The following is a 20,046-nucleotide window of genomic DNA, read 5'->3' as shown; positions in this document are numbered from 1 at the left end:
CGGCGATAACCTGTTTGGGGCTGGCTTTAGCTGGCCTGACGCGTCACAAATTTAGAGGTCGTCTGCAACAGCAGATCGGACAACCGTTGCAGCTGAGCTGTGGCCACCGCCGTTTCTTCAACCAGTGCCGCATTCTGCTGCGTATCGCTGTCCATCTGCGCCACGGCAATGCCGACCTGTTTCACGCCGGTGCTCTGCTCATGGCTTCCGGTGCTGATTTCGGCAACCAGATCGTTAACGCGATGAATCTCTTTCACCACCGCCTTCATGGTCTCGCCCGCCACGCTGACATTATTCACCCCGGTTGCTACCCGCGAGTGGCTCTCCGTAATCAACGCTTTGATTTCCTGAGCCGCCACGGCGCTGCGTTGTGCCAGACTGCGAACCTCTCCGGCTACCACAGCAAAACCCCGTCCCTGATCGCCCGCCCGGGCCGCTTCGACCGCCGCGTTAAGCGCCAGGATATTGGTCTGAAAAGCAATGCCGTCAATCACGCTAATGATTTCACCTATCCGGCTGCTGCTGTCCTGGATAGCGTGCATGGTCTCTTCTACATCCGAGACGGACTGGCCGCCGCTGGCCACAATCTGAAACGCGTGTTTGACGACATCATTGGCCACCCGCGCATTATCTGCATTACTCTGTACTGCCGAAGAGAGCTGTTCCATTGAGGCGCTGGTTTCTTCCAGTGCAGATGCCTGAGACTCGGTACGGCGTGACAAATCCTGCGTGCCGTTGGCGATTTCTGCGGAGGATTTTGCCACCTGCTCAGCGGCATCCTGGACTTCACTGATCAGATCGCGGATGTGCTGACGCATCACAGACAACTGAAAAATCAGGCTGGAGGTATCACCGGGTTTTGTTTCGTTGTGCCCGTGAAGGTCACCGCGCGCAATCAGTCCCGCCATGTGGACCGCCACTTCCGGTTCCGCCCCCAGTTGCTTCATGACAGAGATAAAAATCAGCGTACCGAGTACGCCGCCGGCGAGGAAGGTCAGACCGATTAACAGAATGAGCGTGAACGAGGTACTGTCTATGTGGGAAACATTGTCATCAATGACCTGATGCACAGAGGCGTTGTAAATCTTCACGGCCTCCAGCAGCGGATCTCTGACAGCGACGTGCAGGCGGTCGGTCTGAGTGGCAATTTCCTTCAGGGCACCCGGAATGTCGTTATTGTTCGCCAGCGCATAAACCCGCTGCATAGAGGCCAGATAGTCCGGCCAGGCCTGCAACACTTTTTGCGTAATCGCGACCAACGCGGGATCCTGGGACTGTTTCAGAAAATCCACTGCGGTCTGGACCGACTGCTGTGATTTTTGGTTAAATTTTATCGTATTTTGACGGGATTCGGCCGCGGTGACGTTGCCACCCGGAAAAACATACGCATAGCCCCGTCGAAAGTGGGTCGCCATTTCGCGGGCCGCCACGTTCATCATCTGAACCGGTTCAAGCCGCGATGTGTATAACTGCTGTTCTGATGCCGCCAGTGTTCTGAGGGAATGAAGACAGATAACGGCAATAATGACCATGGCGATGAGAAAAAAAGCGGTGAGAAAAATCAGTCGGTGTGACAGTTTAACGCGTTGTAAGAATCGCATAATTAACATCCTGTTTAACGGTTAATTGTAATCGTTTTCAGTCAGGCACGTTATTGCGCATCAAGATTTAACGGCCTGAAGCGGTGTAAAACGCGACGGGCTCGGGATCAAACTAATCCGACACGTTATTTATAGTTTCGGCAAGAAATGATAGGGCTTTAATGATCAAATGTTGCAACCTTTTGCTGTCACCCCCGCCCAGTAATGCAGGAACTTAAGTAACGCCCGTCACGCTGTGGATGAGCCGACTGTTGGGGCCAATAGTGCGTAGAGCAGAAAGGGCTGTCGTTGCACGGAAAGACAGCGGGTGATATCCGTCAACCCGGCCAGGACAGCAGGGGAGCGGAGACTGTGGCAACGACCCAACGTTTGCAGGACTGCTGCGCGTGAAAACCAGAGATACGTGATCGTTTCATTCCACGACAGGCTGCAGGAAAGGAGACGACACTGACTGTGGGGTGATAAAAATGGAAAGGCCTGTTTCGTGCCCTTACAAGGGCGGAAATGCGTTAAACACCGCCACTTAATGTAAGAAAGAGCGGCGCGAGGTTGAAAGAAAACGAATTTCTCCCGCATACTGAGAGATTATCTACCCAGGCTAAAGGAACTGCTCTCTATGGCTGAAGAAACGATTTTCAGTAAAATCATCCGTCGCGAAATTCCCGCCGACGTGGTTTATCAGGATGAACTCGTCACGGCGTTTCGCGATATCTCGCCTAAAGCCCCCACGCACATCCTGATTGTCCCTAACATTCTTATCCCGACCGCCAACGATGTTGAGGCGGCACATGAGCAGGCGCTTGGCCGGATGTTCACGGCGGCGGCGAAGATTGCGCGTGAAGAAGGGATTGATAAAGAGGGTTATCGCCTGATCGTCAACTGCAATCAGCACGGTGGTCAGGAAGTTTACCATATTCATATGCATCTGGTAGGCGGTAAACCGCTTGGTCCGATGCTGTCACATTGATCCCTGAAGGGGACCTTGCTATGCGTTCATGGCTGACAGGACTGGCCGTTTTGCTGAGTCTGACCGGTTGCAGTAGTGACAAACCGATGATCAATACGTCTCAGTCGCTGGTGATGGAATCATCCGTGCTTTCAGCGGGCATTATTACCGATGAGCCCACGCTGGATGACCACGACGGTCAGAAACGTGCCAGCAGCATACTCTACAATCAGCGTGAAACCCCGGTTGTGGTGCACTATCGTTATTACTGGTACGACGATAAAGGGCTGGAAATAACGCCGCGTGAACCCGCGCAGATTGTCACGGTGCCGCCTGACGGCAGCGTCGCTGCGGTGTCGCAACTGGGTAACCTGACGGCCAGCAAGGTTCGTCTCTATATCTATCTCTGAGGACTGTTACGTGATTCGCAGTGTTAATCGTACTGGCGCACTGATGATGGCGCTTATTCTTTCGGGCTGTATGTTGAAACAGCAGCAGCCTGCCCCCGTGGAACAGCAAACTCAGCCCGAGGAACAGACTCAGCCCGTTCCTCAGCCTGAGCCGCAGCCGGTTCCTCAGCCTCAACCCGTTCCGCAGCCGCCAAAGCTGGTGACAATTAACTGGGATGCCACCGTACAGCCGCTGGTCGCCCAAATGGTGCGTGCCGCAACTGTGCAGCCGGGCAGCGTGCTGTTGGTGGATCGTATCAAAAACAACACTAACGGTTCACTCCAGTCGGAGAAGGCAACCAGTGCCATTCAGACGGCGCTGAACAACAATGGTAAGTTCAGCCTGGTGTCGCCGGAGCAGCTGGCGCAGGCCAAACAGGCGCTGGGGCTTTCGCCGGACGACAGTCTTAACTCACGCAGTAAAGCGATTGGCCTGGCGCGTAACGTTAACGCCCAGTATGTCCTTTACAGCACGGCGAAGGGTGACGTCAAAACGCCGACCATCCAGATGCAGCTCATGCTGGTGCAGACGGGCGAAATTATCTGGTCGGGCAACGGTGTCGCCCAGAATTAATGCCGCTTTTTTACAGCTGATTCAGGCTACAACGGGTGAGCAGCCGGTCAACCTGACCTCACTCGCGGGCTTAACCGGGCAGAGTTGTCGCATCCTGACCGCACAGGGACGCTATCTTCTCCGCCCGGCACCGCATCCCGCGATACCGTTCGTTAATCGCCAGCGCGAGCACCGTGTGTTGCGCAAGTTGCAGCCCAGCGGGCTGGTGAACGCGCCGCTGGCGGGTAACCGCCATGGCCTTATTATGCCCTGGCAGGAAGGTGAGGTGCTGGATGAGGCGGGTTTTCGTGCACAGCGGTACGAGGTGATTACGCTCCTCCAGCGGCTTCATCACCAGCCGCTGACCGGTTATCGTGTCGTGCTGTTACCCCTGCTGTGGCAATACTGGCAGCAGTGCCAGCAGCGTCAGTATTGCTGGCTGCGCCAGCTAAAACGGCTGACAGAGCAGGGTGAGCCGCGTCCGTTGCGCCTTGCCCCGCTGCATATGGATGTTCATCCTGCCAACCTGATCCAGTCATCGCAGGGGTTGCATCTTATCGACTGGGAATATGCCGCGGACGGGGATGTGGCGCTGGAGCTGGCCGCCGTCTGTTTAGCCGTGCCGGATCAGCAAACCGGTTGGCTAACCGACTATGCTGAGCGGATGCAGTTACCGCTGGCTTCACTTCAGCGTCAGGTCCGTCGCTGGCAACCATGGCTGCACCTGCTAGTGGCCAGTTGGTATCAACTGCGCGCAGAACAGAGTGGCGATGCCCAATTACAACAGCTGGCTCAACAGAGCTGGTCACAGATTTAACGGCTTTGCGCAGAGGCGCAGAGAGACAGGATACAGGTTATGACAACACGTTTTCCCGGCCCACTCATGCTGGACGTTGAGCGTTTCGAGCTGGATGCCGAAGAGCGCGACATACTGCGCCATCCGCTGGTGGGGGGCGTGATTCTTTTTGCCCGCAATTACCACGATCCGGCGCAACTGGCCGAGCTGGTCCGTCAGATCCGCGCCGCGTCGCACACTCGTCTGGTTGTGGCCGTCGATCAGGAAGGTGGTCGGGTACAGCGTTTTCGTGACGGCTTCACCACACTACCGGCGATGCAGTCATTTGCTGCGCTCCACGATATGAGCACGGCAGGGGAGTTGGCCCAGCAGGCAGGCTGGCAGATGGCCGCCGAAATGATAGCGATGGATATCGACATCAGCTTTGCGCCGGTGCTGGATATCGGCCACATCAGTGCGGCCATTGGCGACCGGTCATTTCACGCGGATCCGCAGATCGCTCTCGCGATAGCGCGCCGCTTTATTGCCGGTATGCATGAGGCGGGAATGAAGACGACCGGTAAGCATTTCCCCGGTCATGGTGCGGTCAGCGCAGATTCCCATAAAGAAACCCCGCGCGACAATCGCCGTGAAGCCGAGGTGCGCGAGCACGATATGGCCATTTTTCGTACGCTGATTCATGAACAGGCGCTGGATGCCATTATGCCTGCCCATGTGATCTACAGCGAAGCGGACCCGCTTCCTGCCAGCGGATCACCCTACTGGCTGAAAACGGTGTTACGCCAGGAACTGGGCTTTAAGGGCGTGATTTTCTCTGACGATCTCTCCATGGAAGGTGCCGCCGTGATGGGCAGCTATGCGGAGCGTGCGCAGCAGTCACTGTCTGCCGGTTGTGACATGGTTCTGGTTTGTAACGATCGCAAGGGCGCCGTCAGTGTCATAGATAATTTGACCCTGATCGAAGCGGAGCCTGTCATGCAGTTGTATCATCGTGGAATCCTGAGCCGGGAGAGCCTGAAAGCGAGTCGCCGCTGGAAAGACAATGCGCAGCAGCTCAGTGCGCTACAGGCGCGCTGGCTGGCACATAAAGCCGCGTTATAGCCATCAGGTTGCCCGGCGCGACAGCCATAGAGGATAAACATGATTATTTATCTGCACGGTTTTGACGCGACGAGCCCGGGCAACCACGAAAAAGTGTTGCAACTGCAGTTTATCGATCCTGATGTCAGACTCATCAGTTACAGCACCCGTCATCCTAAACATGACATGCAATTTCTGCTGAAAGAAACGGATAAAATGCTGGGCCTCAGTGATGATCCCCGTCCGCTGATCTGCGGGGTCGGCTTAGGAGGCTACTGGTCCGAGCGTATTGGTTTTTTATGCGGTATCCGTCAGGTCCTGTTTAACCCCAACCTCTTTCCCTTCGAGACCATGGAAGGCAGGATTGATCGTCCTGAAGAGTACCTGGATATAGCCACCAAGTGCGTCAGCGATTTTCGCGAGCGTAATCGTGACCGCTGCCTGACCATTTTAGCGCGTCATGATGAGGCGCTTGACAGCCAGCGCACCGCGACGCTGCTCCAGCCTTATTACCCCCTTATCTGGGACGAAAGCGAAAGCCATAAGTTCAGGAATCTCTCGCCCCATCTCCAGCGAATCAACGCCTTCAAAACCACCGTTTAACACAACGCGGCAACCGCACGATGCCGGGCTCTATGCCAGGAACAGTCTGCTAAATTTGATGTACATCAATTTTCTGAGGCCCATCCGGGGCCGTCATGGTATTCTGCCTTCAGATAGCGATGTTATGTCGCCAACCCTATGTTTATTAAGGTTTAATTTAACCATTGATTAACTTTTGGTTCACAATTTGAGGGGGTCCTTGTTGACTGCATCTGTTAAGAAAATTGTTATTGTTGGCGGCGGTGCCGGCGGGCTGGAAATGGCCACGCAACTGGGCCACAAGCTGGGGCGTAAAAAGAAAGCCGAGATTATTCTGGTCGATCGCAACCACAGTCACTTGTGGAAGCCGCTGCTGCATGAAGTCGCTACCGGATCGATGGACGAAGGGATTGATGCGCTGAGTTATCTGGCGCATGCCCGTAATCACGGTTTCCAGTTCCAGCTGGGTTCGCTCACTAACATTAACCGCGAAAAGAAAGTGATTCAGCTGGCCGAAGTGGTCAATGCGCAGGGGGACGTATTAGTGCCCGAGCGCGAACTGGCCTACGACACGCTGGTGATGGCGCTGGGCAGTACCTCAAACGACTTTGGGACGCCGGGCGTCAAAGATCACTGCATTTTTCTCGATAACCCGCACCAGGCTCGCCGTTTCCATAACGAAATGCTCAACCTGTTCCTGAAATTCTCGGCCAGTGAAGGGGCGCTGGAGAAGGTCAATATCGCCATCGTCGGGGGCGGAGCAACAGGCGTTGAGCTGTCGGCGGAGCTGCATAATGCCGTGAAGCAACTGCACAGCTATGGCTATAAGGCGCTCGACAGTGAAGCGCTGAACGTAACGCTGGTGGAAGCGGGCGAACGTATCCTGCCAGCCTTACCACCGCGTATTTCGGCTGCGGCCCATCAGGAACTGTCAAAGCTGGGTGTTCGCGTGCTGACACAAACGATGGTCACCAGCGCAGATAAGCAGGGCCTGCACACGAAGAGCGGCGAATTTATCGAAGCCGATTTAATGGTCTGGGCAGCGGGCATCAAAGCGCCTGATTTTATGAAAGGCATCGGTGGACTGGAAACGAATCGCATTAATCAGTTGGTGGTCAAAGACACGCTGCAAACCACGCTGGATGAGGATATCTACGCTATCGGCGACTGTGCCTCCTGTGCCTTGCCGGGTGGCGGATTCGTGCCACCGCGTGCGCAGTCAGCTCATCAGATGGCGTCCTGTGCGCTGGATAACATCCTGCTACAGTACCGGGGCAAGCCGTTGAAAGCCTACGTCTATAAAGACCACGGCTCGCTGGTGTCGCTGTCGCGCTTTAGTACGGTGGGAAGCCTGATGGGCAACCTGATGCGCGGCTCTATGATGATTGAAGGGCGCATCGCCCGTGTTGTCTATATCTCCCTGTACCGCATGCATCAGGTCGCCCTGCATGGCTATATCAAAACTGGCCTGATGATGGTGGTGGGGAGCCTGAACCGGGTGATTCGCCCCCGGCTGAAACTGCACTAAGAGTACGGGGCGGATTCGTCTGACTTCGCCACCGGTGCTGTTCCGGTGGCGAAACCCGCGCACGATTTTACGCTGTCATTTCTGTTCAGAACTCTCCGAAAACGTGGTAGCACCACTGTTGGCGCGATTTTCTTCCCAAATTCCGATATTGCAAAAGCTTTACATCTGTAAAACTTATCTTAACCAAACGGCGAGTCGCGCACGCCGGTTCTGCCAGTGCTGTGAGGGATATCCAGCGGCAGGAATGCGCGGTAACACTTTCAGGAGGAACTTCCTGTGAATAAATCAATGTTAGCGGGTATCGGTATTGGCGTGGCAGCGGCACTGGGTGTTGCCGCCGTAGCAAGCATTAACGTGTTTGACCGCGGTCCTCAATACGCACAGGTGCTGTCAGCAACACCAATAAAAGAATCTATCAAACAACCGCGTCAGGAATGTCGTAACGTGACGCTGACGCATCGTCGTCCGGTTCAGGATGAAAACCGTATCGCCGGTTCAGTACTGGGTGCGGTAGCGGGCGGTGTGCTTGGTCATCAGTTTGGCGGCGGTCGCGGACGCGATGTCGCAACGGTAGCCGGTGCGCTGGCAGGCGGTTATGCCGGTAACCAGGTTCAGGGCGGCCTGCAGGATCGTGATACCTATACGACGTCTGAACAGCGTTGCAGAACCGTATACGACAAACAAGAAAAGATGCTGGGTTATGACGTAACCTACAAGATCGGCGACCAGCAGGGTAAAATCCGTATGGAAAACGATCCGGGTACGCGTATTCCGGTTGACCGTAACGGACAATTGATCCTGAACGGCGACAAGGCTTAAGGGCAAAGCTTGCCGCACTGCGGTCACACAGCACACATAACAAAAATGATAAGCGCATCTCCGGATGCGCTTTTTTTTGCTTATCCGAACGCTAAAGCGCGCAACCGAACGATAGCCTCTTCCAGGCTGCTCGCCGTGCATGGCTGACCTTATGCATCAGATCCCGGCTGCCCGGTAAATATGACTGCGTTAAAGCGGCGGCGTCAGGCTGACATTTTCATTCACGCGATTCACAGACAGTCACGTCAGGACAGTTTTTGTAACACATTACTTGCTGGATTTTTACATATTTAGAACAAAGTGCACAGTCAGGGAAAGAGCATTACGCTTAATTACTCTTTCTTATCAAATGCATTGAGAAAGCAGGCTAACCGTTGATAACAAAACCGGTTTGCTTCGGTGCAAAAGTAAAAGGGAACAGTTCAATGCGTGATAACACCTCAGTCGAGCACAGCACAGTGCGCAAGATGGCATGGCGGCTGATGCCGCTGTTTACGGTAGGCTATTTTCTGGCGTCCCTGGACCGCGTCAACGTCGGCTTTGCGGCATTACAAATGAATGGCGACATCGGCTTATCCGCTGCCGCATACGGCCTGGGTGCAGGGCTGTTTTTCTTTGCCTACTGCCTTTTCGCCGTGCCCTGCAATATGGTGATGACAAAAGTGGGCGCAACCCGCTGGCTGTCTGCCGTCATGATTGCATGGGGATTGCTGGCGGCGGGCATGTCAATGGCGCAGGGCCCGGTATCTTTTTATCTTCTCCGGTTTTTACTGGGGATCGCGGAAGCCGGCTTTTTCCCGGGCGTCATTTATTACTTTACGCTTTGTTTTCCCAAACGTTATCGTGGACAAATGGTGGCCATCCTGATGATGGCGCTGCCGGTGTCCAGCGTGCTGGGTTCACCGCTGTCCGCCGCACTGCTTAATTTCGATGGCCTGATGAACCTGCGTGGCTGGCATTGGTTATTTATCCTTGAAGGTGCGCCGGCTGTCGCGCTGGGATTCCTGACTTTTGTGATGTTGCCGAGGCAGCCTCTGGAGGCTAAATGGCTGAGCCCGCAGGAAAGCAGCTGGTTACGCCATACGATGGCGGAAGAGCAGAAAAGTACCGCCCCGACAACCCCGCGCGTCAGCCTGTTCGCCACGTTGTTCAGTCCGCGCGTGCTGCTGCTGACGCTTATTTATCTGGGCGGAACCGCCGTTACCAATGGTCTGGCATTATGGCAACCTCAAATCATTAAAACCTTTAACCTGAGCGTTATTCAGATTGGCTTAGTCAATGCCATTCCGTTCGCGGTGGCGAGCCTGGCGATGTATCTGTGGGGACGTCACTCTGACCAGACAGGCGAGCGTCGTCTGCACACCGCTTTTCCGTTATTGCTGGGAGCGACCGGTCTTGCGGCCAGCATGTATGTTACCCATCTCTGGCCGATGCTGATGGTGCTATGCCTGACCATTACCGCAGCGTCGATGATTAAGGGCCCGTTCTGGGCGATGGCAACCGAGATGATCCCCGCCAGCGCGGCGGCTGTGGTCATCGGGCAAATCAATGCCCTTAATAATCTGGGCGTGTTTGTGGGCACCTGGCTAATCGGCTTAATTCGCACCAGCACGGGGAGTTTTACCTATGCGCTGACGCCCCTGATGCTGGTCACGTCCTGTGCCTGCCTTGGCGCGCTGTTGATTGGCCGACGTCAGTCACCGCGTGATCCGCATAAAAAGCCTGTCTGACACCACGGCATGAATGCACGCTCCTGATGAAAAGCGTGGCAGCGGAAACAGGCGCATGATACGCACTTCTCAGCAAACCATATAAAAAGCCGCCGTAAGGCGGCTTGTCAGCTGCATGAATGCAAAACGATGAGCACGGTTAAGACGCGACCTGATTTTCCAGTAACTGGTTCATAAATGACTGCACCCAGTCCATGCGCACCTTTCGTTCCGTCAGCTCACGGGTAAAGCGTAACCGTGTCGGACCTTCCAGTTTCCACTGCTTTGCATCTTTCTGCAGCAGACCAATCAGCCAGGCCGGATCGACACTGTTCTGCGGAGCAAAATCAAAATAACCGCCTTTGTCGCTGGCTTCAATTTTGCGCACGCCCACCGCTCGCGCTTTCATGCGCAGCACGGCGATGTCCAGCAGATTACGCGCTGGATCGGGTAACAGACCGAAGCGATCGATCATTTCCACCTTCAGCTCCTGCAACTCCTCTTCCGTTTCGGCACTGGCTACGCGTTTATACAGCGATAAACGGGTATTCACGTCCGGAATAAAGTCTTCCGGCAGCAGGGCAGGCATGCGCAGTTCTACTTCGGTCTGATTACTGGTGAGATCTTCCAGCGAAGGCTCGCGACCGGCTTTCAATGCATCGACCGCATTTTCCAGCAGTTCCATGTACAGCGAGAAGCCCAGGGTTTCCATCTGACCACTTTGCTCTTCACCCAGCAGTTCACCGGCACCCCGAATTTCGAGATCGTGCGTAGCCAGCGCAAAGCCTGCCCCCAGATCTTCCAGGGAGGCGATGGCTTCCAGACGTTTTTGCGCGTCGGTCGTCATGGCTTTGGGATGTGGGGTCAGCAGCCAGGCATAAGCCTGATGGTGCGACCGGCCCACGCGACCACGCAACTGATGTAGCTGTGCCAGCCCGAAGTGATCGGCCCGTTCGATAATGATGGTATTCGCCGTCGGAATATCAATGCCGGTTTCGATGATGGTGGTACATACCAGAACATTGAAACGCTGATGATGGAAGTCATTCATCACCCGTTCCAGATCGCGTTCGCGCATCTGTCCGTGACCAATGGCAATGCGCGCTTCCGGCACCAGTTCCGCCAGCCGCTGCGAGGCTTTCTCGATATTTTCGACATCGTTATACAGGTAATAGACCTGACCACCGCGCAAAATTTCGCGCAAAATGGCTTCGCGAATCACTAAGTCGTCGTATTCCCGTACAAAGGTTTTTACCGCCAGACGACGCGCGGGTGGCGTGGCAATGATGGACAGGTCGCGCATCCCGCTCATGGCCATATTCAGCGTACGGGGAATCGGCGTGGCGGTCAGCGTAAGGATATCCACATCGGCGCGCATCGCCTTGATGCGCTCTTTGTGACGCACGCCAAAGCGGTGTTCTTCATCGACGATCAGTAAGCCCAGATCGTGCCACTTAATGTCGCTCATCAACAGCTTGTGAGTGCCAATCAGCACATCAATTTTGCCTTCGCTGGCCTCCTGCAAAATCTGATTCTGCTCTTTGGCGCTGCGGAAGCGTGACAGCATTTCGATGCGCACCGGCCAGTTAGCGAAGCGGTCACGGAAATTATCGTAATGCTGCTGAGCCAGCAGGGTGGTGGGAACCAGCACCGCCACCTGCTTGTTGTTCTCCACCGCCAGGAAGGCCGCGCGCATGGCGACTTCGGTTTTACCAAAGCCCACATCACCGCACACCAGACGATCCATGGCCAGCGGCTGGCACATGTCACTTAACACGGCATTGATGGCCTGGGTTTGATCGGGTGTGGTTTCAAACGGAAAACTTTCGCAGAACAGTTGATACTGCTCACGGTCATGTTTGAAGGCAAACCCGGCCTTGGCGGCACGCTGAGCATAGATATCCAGCAGTTCAGCGGCCACGTCGCGCACTTTCTCCGCCGCTTTCTGCCGCGCGCGCGACCAGGCATCGCTGCCCAGTTTATGCAGCGGTGCATTTTCGTCGGCACCGCCGGCATAACGACTGATAAGATGCAGGGAGGAAACCGGGACGTACAACTTGGCGTCATTGGCATAGGAGAGCATCAAATACTCTGCCTGAATGCCGCCGGCTTCCAGCGTGGTCAGGCCGATGTAGCGCCCGACGCCGTGTTCAAGGTGCACCACAGGCTGGCCCGGATGCAGTTCCGCCAGGTTGCGAATCAGGATGTCTGGATTAATGGTGCGGCGCGTATCCTGGCGGCGGCGGCTGATGCGTTCGCCCAGCAAATCGCTTTCACAGATGAAAGCCAGCTTCCCCTGTGTATCCACAAAGCCACGCTCGCTGGCACCGATCATCAGACCATACTGTGCCTCACGGGCCTCGCGCAGATGACGAATGGGTTTCGGCCGTACTTTAATGCGCGCCAGCAACTCCTGCAGGCTTTCACGGCGGCCTTCGCTTTCCACAGAAAACACCACGTCGCCGGTAAACTGTTCCAGGAACTGACGTAAATGATCCAGCGGCGCTTTCGCCTGCGCCTGAACGGACAGATCGGGCAGGGATTCATAGCCCAGGTTGGTATTGGCGGCCCTGGCCGGCAGCACCTCATGGGTCATACGGATACGCGGCCAGGCTTTGAGTTCCCCCATTAAGGCATCCGGGCGCAGCCACAGCGTGGTCGGCTCCAGCAGCGGGCGCATGGGATCGACACGGCGGTTTTCGTAACGCGCATTCGCATCCTGCCAGAAGCGCTCGGCACTGCCTTCCAGATCGCCACAGTTCACGATCAACGTATTGTCAGGCAGATAGCTAAACAGCGACGGTAACGGCTGGTCGAAGAACAGCGGTTGCCAGTATTCAATACCGGCCGGCAGGGTGCCTTTGCTCACCTGCTGATAAATATGCTCTGCCTCACGGCGCACATCAAAGTTTTCACGCCAGCGGCTACGGAACAGTTCAATGGCTGTTTTATCGCTGGGAAATTCATGGGCCGGCAGCAAATTAATGGCGGGAACGGCTTCCAGCGTTCGCTGGCTGTCGACATCAAACAGGCGCAGGCTGTCGATCTCGTCATCAAAAAAATCAATACGGTAGGGCTGATCACTGCCCATCGGGAACAGATCGAGCAGGGCGCCGCGTGTGGCGTACTCGCCGTGCTCCATCACCTGATCGACATGGCGATAGCCGGCCTGTTCAAGCTGGTCGCGCAGGCGGTCGCGTGACAGTTTCTGGCCCTGCTGCATCACCAGCGCATGACCGTGCAGGTAGCTGTGAGGACAAACACGCTGCATCAGCGTGTTGACCGGCATAATCAGCATGCCGCGTTGCAGCGTGGGCAACTGATACAGGGTGGACAGACGTGCCGAGATAATATCCTGGTGGGGTGAGAAGCTGTCATAAGGCAGCGTTTCCCAGTCCGCAAGGTGGGTAACAGGTAAATCGGTAAACTGACGAATCTCGTCCAGCAGACGCAGGGCGGTTTGCGTATCGGGTGTAATCATTAACACCGGACCTGCATGGCGCTCAGTGATGCTGGCACACTCAACCGCGTGCGCAGCGCCAGTCAGCTGACCGAGCAGGCGTTGGTCGCCTGATTTCACGGGCAGGGTATAGCGAGTCGGTTCGGACATGTGATCTCGAGGTTGCTCCATTTTTACCAGGGCGTCATCATTCCATAATACGCCATGGGGATCACCTCTGCGGCAGATTTTTTCTGCCGCTTCGCCTGATGCAGGCGATGCAGAAGGGTTGCTGTGTGTAAATCTTTTTTGCGAACAGGGCTCGCAGGAAAGTGAATCGGGTACATCAGAGTCACGGTCATAGCCGTCACCGCTTTACCCGAATAAGTATACCGATGTGGGGCGTGAATGATCGTACGATAAACATCATCTTTGTGGCGTAATCCTGTGCATCAAACCGTCTGCTAACCTATTCTGATACAACTTTGCAGCAGACTCAGAGGGTTAGAGGTTTCATAAAGTGCACAGCTCCTTTATCATCCTCTCTACTTATTTTCCAGCAACTGCACATTGGATACCATGTATCAACCTGTCGCGCTATTTATCGGTCTGCGCTACATGCGCGGAAGAGCAGCGGATCGTTTCGGTCGCTTTGTCTCCTGGCTCTCCACCATTGGTATCACGCTTGGCGTGCTGGCCATGATTACTGTGCTGTCTGTGATGAACGGTTTCGAGCGCGAGCTTGAGGGCAACATCCTGGGCCTGATGCCACAGGCGCTGATCACCAGCAACACGGGCAGCATCAATCCGCAGCAATTCCCTGCCTCTGCACTCAAGCTCAACGGCGTTGACCGCATCGCGCCGCTGACCACCGGTAATGTGGTGCTGCAAAGTGCACACAACGTCTCAGTCGGGGTGATGCTGGGGATCCAGCCGGACGAAAAGGATCCCCTGACGCCTTTTCTCGTTAACACGCCGCAAAGCGTGTTACAGCCCGGTCAGTATAACGTCATCCTGGGCGAACAACTGGCCTCGCAGCTGGGCGTGAAACGGGGTGATCAGATCCGCCTGATGGTGCCGTCCGTCAGCCAGTTCACGCCCATGGGGCGCGTGCCGAGCCAGCGCCTGTTTACCGTGGCGGGCACGTATGCGGCTAACAGCGAAGTTGATGGCTATCAGATTCTGGTTAACCAGCAGGATGCGTCGCGCATTATGCGCTATCCCGCGGGCAATATTACCGGCTGGCGTCTGTGGCTGGATAAGCCGCTTGAGGTTGACAGCGTGAGCCAACAGGCTCTGCCCGCGGGCATGGTCTGGAAAGACTGGCGCGAACGCAAAGGGGATTTATTCCAGGCCGTGCGTATGGAGAAAAACATGATGGGGCTGCTGCTGAGCCTGATCATTGCCGTTGCGGCCTTCAATATCATCACCTCGCTGGGCCTGCTGATCATGGAGAAGCAAGGTGAAGTGGCCATTCTGCAAACCCAGGGATTAACCCGCCGTCAGATTGTCGCCGTTTTTATGGTGCAGGGTGCCAGTGCCGGGATTATTGGCACATTGCTCGGGGCGCTGCTTGGCGTCCTGTTAGCCAGCCAGCTTAATAACCTGATGCCGGTCATTGGCCTGTTTTTGGACGGTGCCGCGCTGCCTGTGGATATTAATCTGTGGCAGGTGGTGACTATCGCTTTCAGCGCAATGGTGATTGCGCTGCTTTCTACGCTTTACCCTTCATGGCGCGCTGCCGCCGTACAACCCGCTGAGGCTTTACGCTATGAGTAACTCTCCTTTGTTGCAGTGCCGCGACCTGTGCAAACGCTATCAGGAAGGCAGCGTACAGACCGACGTACTGCGCAACGTGAATTTTGATGTGCAACCTGGTGAACTGATGGCGATTGTCGGCAGTTCAGGATCAGGAAAAAGTACCCTGCTGCACCTGCTGGGCGGGCTGGATACGCCCACTGCGGGCGATGTGGTGTTTGACGGACGTTCGCTGAACAGCATGTCTTCTTCTGATAAGGCCGAACTGCGTAACCGCGAACTGGGCTTTATCTACCAGTTTCACCACCTGCTGCCCGACTTTAGCGCGCTGGAAAACGTCGCGATGCCACTGCTGATTGGCAAAACCGCTAAAGGCGAAGCCCAGGCACGCGCGCGGGAAATGCTGGCCGCCGTCGGGCTGGAACACCGCGCCGCCCATCGTCCGTCTGAACTGTCTGGTGGTGAACGTCAGCGCGTGGCGATTGCCCGTGCGCTGGTGAATCGTCCCCGCCTGGTCATGGCTGATGAGCCCACCGGTAACCTGGATGCCCGCAATGCGGATGCCATTTTTGAACTGCTGGGGGAGCTGAATGTGCGTCAGGGCACGGCGTTTCTGGTGGTCACCCACGATCTGCATCTGGCAAAACGCATGACGCGTCAGATGGAAATGCGCGACGGCCAGCTCAGCGATCAGATTATCCTGGCGGGAGCGGTCTGATGGGATCGTCGCTATCACTGTTACTGGGGCTGCGTTTTAGCCGTGGCCGTCGTCGCGGCGGCATGGTGTCGCTGATCTCGGTGATTTCCACCGTGGGCATTGCACTCGGCGTTGCGGTGCTGATCATTGGCCTGAGCGCCATGAACGGCTTCGAGCGTGAGCTGAATAAACGCATTCTTGCCGTGGTCCCGCACGGTGAAATCGAAGCCGTTAATCAGCCTTTTCAGCGCTGGCACTCATTGATCGCGCCGATTGAGCAGGTGCCTGGCATCGCGGCTGCCGCGCCCTATGTCAACTTTACCGGCCTGATTGAAAGTGGCGCGAAGATGGAAGCGTTGCAGGTGAAAGGCGTGGATCCGGCACAGGAGCCACGGCTGAGTGCCTTACCTTCTTTTGTCACCGACAATGCCTGGTCATCCTTTGCGGCAGGGAAACAACAAATCATCCTCGGTGGTGGTATCGCAAAGGCGCTCAACGTGAAGCAGGGCGACTGGATCACCATCATGATCCCGAACAACGACGGTGAGAATAAGCTCCTGCAACCCAAACGTATTCGCCTGCAGGTGAGCGGTATTTTGCAGCTGAGCGGAATGCTGGATCATAGCCTGGCTCTGGTGCCGCTGGCGGACGCGCAGCAGTATCTGGATATGGGTGACAGCGTGACCGGCATCGCGCTGAAGATGAACGATCCCTTCCAGGCGGCCAAACTGGTGCGCGCGGCGGGTGAAGTGACGCACGCTTACGTGTATATCAAAAGCTGGATTGGCACCTACGGTTATATGTACCGCGATATCCAGATGATTCGCGCCATCATGTACCTGGCCATGGTGCTGGTGATCGGCGTCGCCTGTTTCAACATTGTGTCGACACTGGTGATGGCCGTTAAAGACAAGAGCAGTGATATCGCCGTTCTGCGGACGCTGGGCGCAAAAGATGGCCTGATTCGGGCAATTTTTATCTGGTACGGCCTGCTGGCAGGCCTGCTGGGCAGCGTGAGCGGCGTGGTGGTCGGTGTACTGGTGGCGCTGAATCTGACATCGCTGATGAAAGGTCTTGAAACGCTGACCGGTCACCATTTGTTAGCCGGCGATATCTACTTCATCGACTTCCTGCCGTCTGAATTGCACTGGCTGGACGTGTTTTCAGTACTGATTACCGCTATTGTGCTAAGCCTGCTGGCAAGTTGGTATCCCGCACGGCGCGCCAGCCGCATCGATCCGGCGCGTGTCCTGAGTGGACAGTAGTCGTACCAGACAGCGCCGTTCATGCTGCGCTGTCGGCCCTGTTCTTTGGATTGTCGGGCCAACTGGCCCAAACTTTGTTGATTGACCTGCGGACGTTTTACTCACCGCACCAGGAGACTTTATGCGTACACCTCGTCGCCGTATACGACTTGCCCGCCTGAAGAAAACACGCAGGAAAGTGCATCAGCGCTTTCGCCAGCGTATTTTCGAACGCGATCGTCAGGCCGAACTGGCGGCGCACCCGTTGCCGCGCATCGTCGTGTTAACGGGGGCAGGGATATCCGCCGAATCCGGTATCAGGACCTTTCGTGCCGCAGACGGATTATGGGAAGAGCATCGGGTTGAAGATGTCGCCACGCCAGAAGGTTTCCGACGTGATCCGGCGCTGGTGCAGCGCTTTTATAACGCGCGGCGTCAGCAGCTTCAGCAGCCCGAGATCCAGCCCAATGCCGCGCATCTGGCGCTGGCAGAACTGGAACAGGTGCTGGGCGACAACTTTTTCCTTGTCACGCAAAATATCGATAACTTGCACGAGCGCGCGGGCAACAGCCGTGTGCTGCATATGCACGGCGAATTGTTAAAAGTGCGCTGTGCCAGTAGCGGACAGGTGATCGACTGGCAGGAAGACGTCACGGAGAACGACCGGTGTACCTGCTGTCAGTTTCCCTCTGTCCTGCGCCCCCATGTCGTCTGGTTTGGCGAAATGCCGCTGGGTATGGAAGACATCTACCAGGCGCTGGAACAGGCCGATCTGTTTATCGCCATCGGCACCTCAGGCCACGTGTATCCCGCGGCGGGCTTTGTCCATGAGGCAAAGCTGCAAGGCGCGCACACGGTGGAACTGAATCTGGAGCCCAGTCAGGTGGGCAATGAGTTTGCCGAAAGTCACTACGGGCTCGCAAGTGAAGTGGTTCCCGCCTTCGTACATAAGCTGTTGCACGGGCTGCACAAATAATCTTGTGTGTGATGCCACCGCACACCTGAAAGAAAACACTTTCAGCAGTAAGACGGTCGCGCCACACGCCGGCCTCAGGGTTTACGGCAGCCCAGCGGCGGCAGGGAGTCAGGCCGCCTGTTGATGCACGGGTTAACGGCCTGCGTGCGGTTTCCGAACGGCATGCGGCTGTTGCCTGCCTCCTCTCATCCTCAGCCGCGTTAAACCCCGCCGCCGTATGTTTGAGCGCAGCCGGATGCTTCCCGGGGCGCATCACAAAGGTTACAGGAGCCCGAAACGGCTGTGTGCGTGCTTACCTTATTAATATTTCTGTCTGCTGACCCGGCAGCCTGTCAGCAAAGAAAAGGGCCGCGATAGCGGAAAAAAACGCGCCCCGGTTTTGGCTCTGAATCTGGATGATACAGGGCAGGATTGCGTTAACCGCCGCAAAAACCAGCGATTACCCGTTTTTTTATGCTGTCTGGCGTGCGGAATATGCCCCGGCAGCCTTAACCTGAACGATAATGATTTGACGCAACACGATGTCTTGCCGGTTTATCAATAATGACCGGCGGTAAATTTTAAGGATGGCATATGAAGCAACTATTAGAACGCTTTTTGCGTTATGTGGCAGTAGAGACGCAGGCAAAACCGCAGGCACGTCAGGTGCCCAGCAGCGAAGGTCAGTGGGTACTGGCCCGCCAGTTGCAGGAAGAACTGCTGGCCCTGGGTTTTGTGGATGTCAGCCTGAGCGATCACTGTTGTGTGATGGGCACACTACCGGCCAATGTGGACTGGCCAACGCCGGTGGTGGGCTTTATTTCGCATATGGATACCTCACCGGATTTCACCGCGAAACATGTTAATCCGCAAATCATCGAAAACTACCGGGGCGGCGATATCGCGTTGGGCAATGGTGATGAAGTGCTGTCACCGGTCATGTTCCCCGTGTTGCATAAGCTTATCGGTCACACCCTGATCACCACCGATGGCAAAACCCTGCTGGGCGCGGATGATAAAGCGGGCATTGCCGAGATCATGACGGCCATGGCCAGACTGGCGGAAGGCGATATTCCGCACGGTGCCATTCGCGTTGCCTTTACCCCAGACGAAGAGATTGGGCGGGGCACGTCGCATTTCGATGTTGAAGGCTTTGCGGCTGACTGGGCCTATACCGTCGACGGCAGCGATCTGGGCGAATTTGAATACGAAAACTTCAATGCAGCCTCGGCGCTGGTGAAAGTCGTGGGCAACAATGTTCATCCCGGGTCTGCGAAAAATGTCATGGTCAATGCGCTGGAGCTGGCGACGCGTTTCAGTGCAGCGTTGCCTGCGAAAGAGAAGCCGGAATGGACAGACGGTTATGAGGGCTTCTTTCATCTGCACCAGATGAAAGGCACGGTTGAGCACGCTGAGCTGCACTACATCATTCGTGATTTTGATACCGAGGCGTTTGAACAACGCAAACGCACACTGCAGCAAATTGCGGATGAGATCAATAAAGACCTGCATCCCGGCTGTGGTATTACGGTAGAGATCAGCAACAGCTATCGCAATATGCGCGAAAAAGTCGAACCTTTCCCGCATATTATCGATCTGGCCTTACAGGCGATGCGCGACTGCGGCATCGAGCCGGTGGTGAAACCGATTCGCGGCGGTACGGACGGTTCGTCCCTGTCATGGAAAGGATTGCCCTGTCCAAACCTGTTTACCGGGGGCTATAACTACCACGGCAAGCACGAGTTTGCCTCGCTGAACATCATGGCGCAGTCTGTCGACGTCATCGTTCGCCTGGCAGAACTGGCCGGTCAGAAGAAAGGTTAAAACAACGTCTCCTCGTCCGGGCCGGGCGAGGAGACGGCGTAAACGGATGGGAACAACGCTTCTCCA

Annotated in this window: 16 protein-coding genes; 14 read left to right on the top strand and 2 right to left on the bottom strand. The window is 55.8% G+C overall.

The features are described 5' to 3' along the window. Positions 1 to 26 precede the first annotated feature (26 nt). Positions 27 to 1,601 carry a methyl-accepting chemotaxis protein gene (locus C1N58_RS10185; protein ID WP_394564861.1) on the bottom strand — a complete coding sequence of 525 codons (1,575 nt, stop codon included), beginning with the start codon at positions 1,599 to 1,601 and terminating at the stop codon, positions 27 to 29. A 616-nt stretch (positions 1,602 to 2,217) separates the two neighbouring features. On the opposite strand from C1N58_RS10185, the gene hinT reads away from it, so the two are divergent. The 9 genes from hinT (at position 2,218) to C1N58_RS10140 (ending at position 10,084) form a co-directional block, all read left to right on the top strand. Beyond that, positions 2,218 to 2,568: a purine nucleoside phosphoramidase gene (hinT, locus tag C1N58_RS10180; RefSeq protein WP_006118842.1), complete on the top strand. Its 351-nt coding sequence runs from the start codon at positions 2,218 to 2,220 to the stop codon at positions 2,566 to 2,568. A gap of 20 nt (positions 2,569 to 2,588) precedes the next feature. Beyond that, positions 2,589 to 2,957 carry a YcfL family protein gene (locus tag C1N58_RS10175; RefSeq protein WP_033737550.1) on the top strand — a complete coding sequence of 123 codons (369 nt, stop codon included), beginning with the start codon at positions 2,589 to 2,591 and terminating at the stop codon, positions 2,955 to 2,957. A gap of 10 nt (positions 2,958 to 2,967) precedes the next feature. Continuing rightward, complete coding sequence (lpoB, locus tag C1N58_RS10170; protein ID WP_033737549.1) at positions 2,968 to 3,570, top strand: penicillin-binding protein activator LpoB; 603 nt, start codon at positions 2,968 to 2,970, stop codon at positions 3,568 to 3,570. Next, entirely contained in the window at positions 3,554 to 4,366 is an 813-nt protein-coding gene (gene thiK, locus C1N58_RS10165) for a thiamine kinase (protein WP_283787236.1), read from the top strand. The genes lpoB and thiK overlap by 17 nt, the downstream gene beginning before the upstream one ends. A 39-nt stretch (positions 4,367 to 4,405) precedes the next feature. Then, positions 4,406 to 5,446 carry a beta-N-acetylhexosaminidase gene (gene nagZ / locus C1N58_RS10160; protein ID WP_394549677.1) on the top strand — a complete coding sequence of 347 codons (1,041 nt, stop codon included), beginning with the start codon at positions 4,406 to 4,408 and terminating at the stop codon, positions 5,444 to 5,446. A 39-nt stretch (positions 5,447 to 5,485) separates the two neighbouring features. Further along, positions 5,486 to 6,028: an alpha/beta hydrolase YcfP gene (gene ycfP, locus C1N58_RS10155; RefSeq protein ID WP_006118847.1), complete on the top strand. Its 543-nt coding sequence runs from the start codon at positions 5,486 to 5,488 to the stop codon at positions 6,026 to 6,028. A 202-nt stretch (positions 6,029 to 6,230) separates the two neighbouring features. Next, the gene (locus C1N58_RS10150; RefSeq protein WP_033737546.1) at positions 6,231 to 7,535 is read left to right on the top strand and encodes an NAD(P)/FAD-dependent oxidoreductase; all 1,305 of its coding nucleotides are present in this window, start codon (positions 6,231 to 6,233) and stop codon (positions 7,533 to 7,535) included. A gap of 276 nt (positions 7,536 to 7,811) precedes the next feature. Beyond that, positions 7,812 to 8,354, top strand: a complete 543-nt coding sequence (locus C1N58_RS10145; protein WP_033737545.1) for a glycine zipper 2TM domain-containing protein — start codon at positions 7,812 to 7,814, stop codon at positions 8,352 to 8,354. 425 nt (positions 8,355 to 8,779) lie between these two features. Then, the gene (locus C1N58_RS10140) at positions 8,780 to 10,084 is read left to right on the top strand and encodes an MFS transporter (protein WP_394564860.1); all 1,305 of its coding nucleotides are present in this window, start codon (positions 8,780 to 8,782) and stop codon (positions 10,082 to 10,084) included. Between the two features lie 139 nt (positions 10,085 to 10,223). Here C1N58_RS10140 and mfd read toward each other — a convergent pair whose 3' ends face one another. Further along, a complete protein-coding gene (gene mfd / locus C1N58_RS10135) occupies positions 10,224 to 13,673 on the bottom strand; it encodes a transcription-repair coupling factor (protein WP_058701382.1) in 3,450 nt (1,149 codons plus the stop codon). A 408-nt stretch (positions 13,674 to 14,081) separates the two neighbouring features. Between mfd and lolC the strand changes: the two genes are divergently transcribed. The 5 genes from lolC (at position 14,082) to pepT (ending at position 19,980) form a co-directional block, all read left to right on the top strand. Next, positions 14,082 to 15,281 (top strand): lipoprotein-releasing ABC transporter permease subunit LolC, encoded by a 1,200-nt coding sequence (lolC, locus tag C1N58_RS10130; protein ID WP_033737765.1) that lies wholly within the window; start codon positions 14,082 to 14,084, stop codon positions 15,279 to 15,281. After that, positions 15,274 to 15,978 (top strand): lipoprotein-releasing ABC transporter ATP-binding protein LolD, encoded by a 705-nt coding sequence (gene lolD / locus C1N58_RS10125; protein WP_033737542.1) that lies wholly within the window; start codon positions 15,274 to 15,276, stop codon positions 15,976 to 15,978. The genes lolC and lolD overlap by 8 nt, the downstream gene beginning before the upstream one ends. Beyond that, positions 15,978 to 17,222, top strand: coding sequence for a lipoprotein-releasing ABC transporter permease subunit LolE (gene lolE / locus C1N58_RS10120; protein WP_394564859.1), 1,245 nt, complete (start codon positions 15,978 to 15,980; stop codon positions 17,220 to 17,222). Before lolD ends, lolE begins: the two co-directional genes overlap by 1 nt. A 121-nt stretch (positions 17,223 to 17,343) precedes the next feature. Then, entirely contained in the window at positions 17,344 to 18,177 is an 834-nt protein-coding gene (gene cobB / locus C1N58_RS10115; RefSeq protein WP_033737540.1) for a Sir2 family NAD+-dependent deacetylase, read from the top strand. A 573-nt stretch (positions 18,178 to 18,750) separates the two neighbouring features. Next, a complete protein-coding gene (gene pepT / locus C1N58_RS10110) occupies positions 18,751 to 19,980 on the top strand; it encodes a peptidase T (RefSeq protein WP_039341051.1) in 1,230 nt (409 codons plus the stop codon). Positions 19,981 to 20,046 lie beyond the last annotated feature (66 nt).

Source organism: Pantoea sp. SGAir0180 (assembly GCF_043546245.1).
The sequence above is the reverse complement of the archived record's forward strand: the minus strand, read 5'-3'. Positions and strand labels throughout refer to the sequence as shown.

Bases quoted from the DNA above. Each gene is read 5' to 3' on its own strand.
- C1N58_RS10185 (WP_394564861.1), bottom strand. From the start codon at position 1,601: ATGCGATTCTTACAACGCGTTAAACTGTCACACCGACTGATTTTTCTC.
- hinT (WP_006118842.1), top strand. From the start codon at position 2,218: ATGGCTGAAGAAACGATTTTCAGTAAAATCATCCGTCGCGAAATTCCC.
- C1N58_RS10175 (WP_033737550.1), top strand. From the start codon at position 2,589: ATGCGTTCATGGCTGACAGGACTGGCCGTTTTGCTGAGTCTGACCGGT.
- nagZ (WP_394549677.1), top strand. From the start codon at position 4,406: ATGACAACACGTTTTCCCGGCCCACTCATGCTGGACGTTGAGCGTTTC.
- ycfP (WP_006118847.1), top strand. From the start codon at position 5,486: ATGATTATTTATCTGCACGGTTTTGACGCGACGAGCCCGGGCAACCAC.
- C1N58_RS10140 (WP_394564860.1), top strand. From the start codon at position 8,780: ATGCGTGATAACACCTCAGTCGAGCACAGCACAGTGCGCAAGATGGCA.
- mfd (WP_058701382.1), bottom strand. From the start codon at position 13,673: ATGTCCGAACCGACTCGCTATACCCTGCCCGTGAAATCAGGCGACCAA.
- lolC (WP_033737765.1), top strand. From the start codon at position 14,082: ATGTATCAACCTGTCGCGCTATTTATCGGTCTGCGCTACATGCGCGGA.
- lolD (WP_033737542.1), top strand. From the start codon at position 15,274: ATGAGTAACTCTCCTTTGTTGCAGTGCCGCGACCTGTGCAAACGCTAT.
- lolE (WP_394564859.1), top strand. From the start codon at position 15,978: ATGGGATCGTCGCTATCACTGTTACTGGGGCTGCGTTTTAGCCGTGGC.
- cobB (WP_033737540.1), top strand. From the start codon at position 17,344: ATGCGTACACCTCGTCGCCGTATACGACTTGCCCGCCTGAAGAAAACA.
- pepT (WP_039341051.1), top strand. From the start codon at position 18,751: ATGAAGCAACTATTAGAACGCTTTTTGCGTTATGTGGCAGTAGAGACG.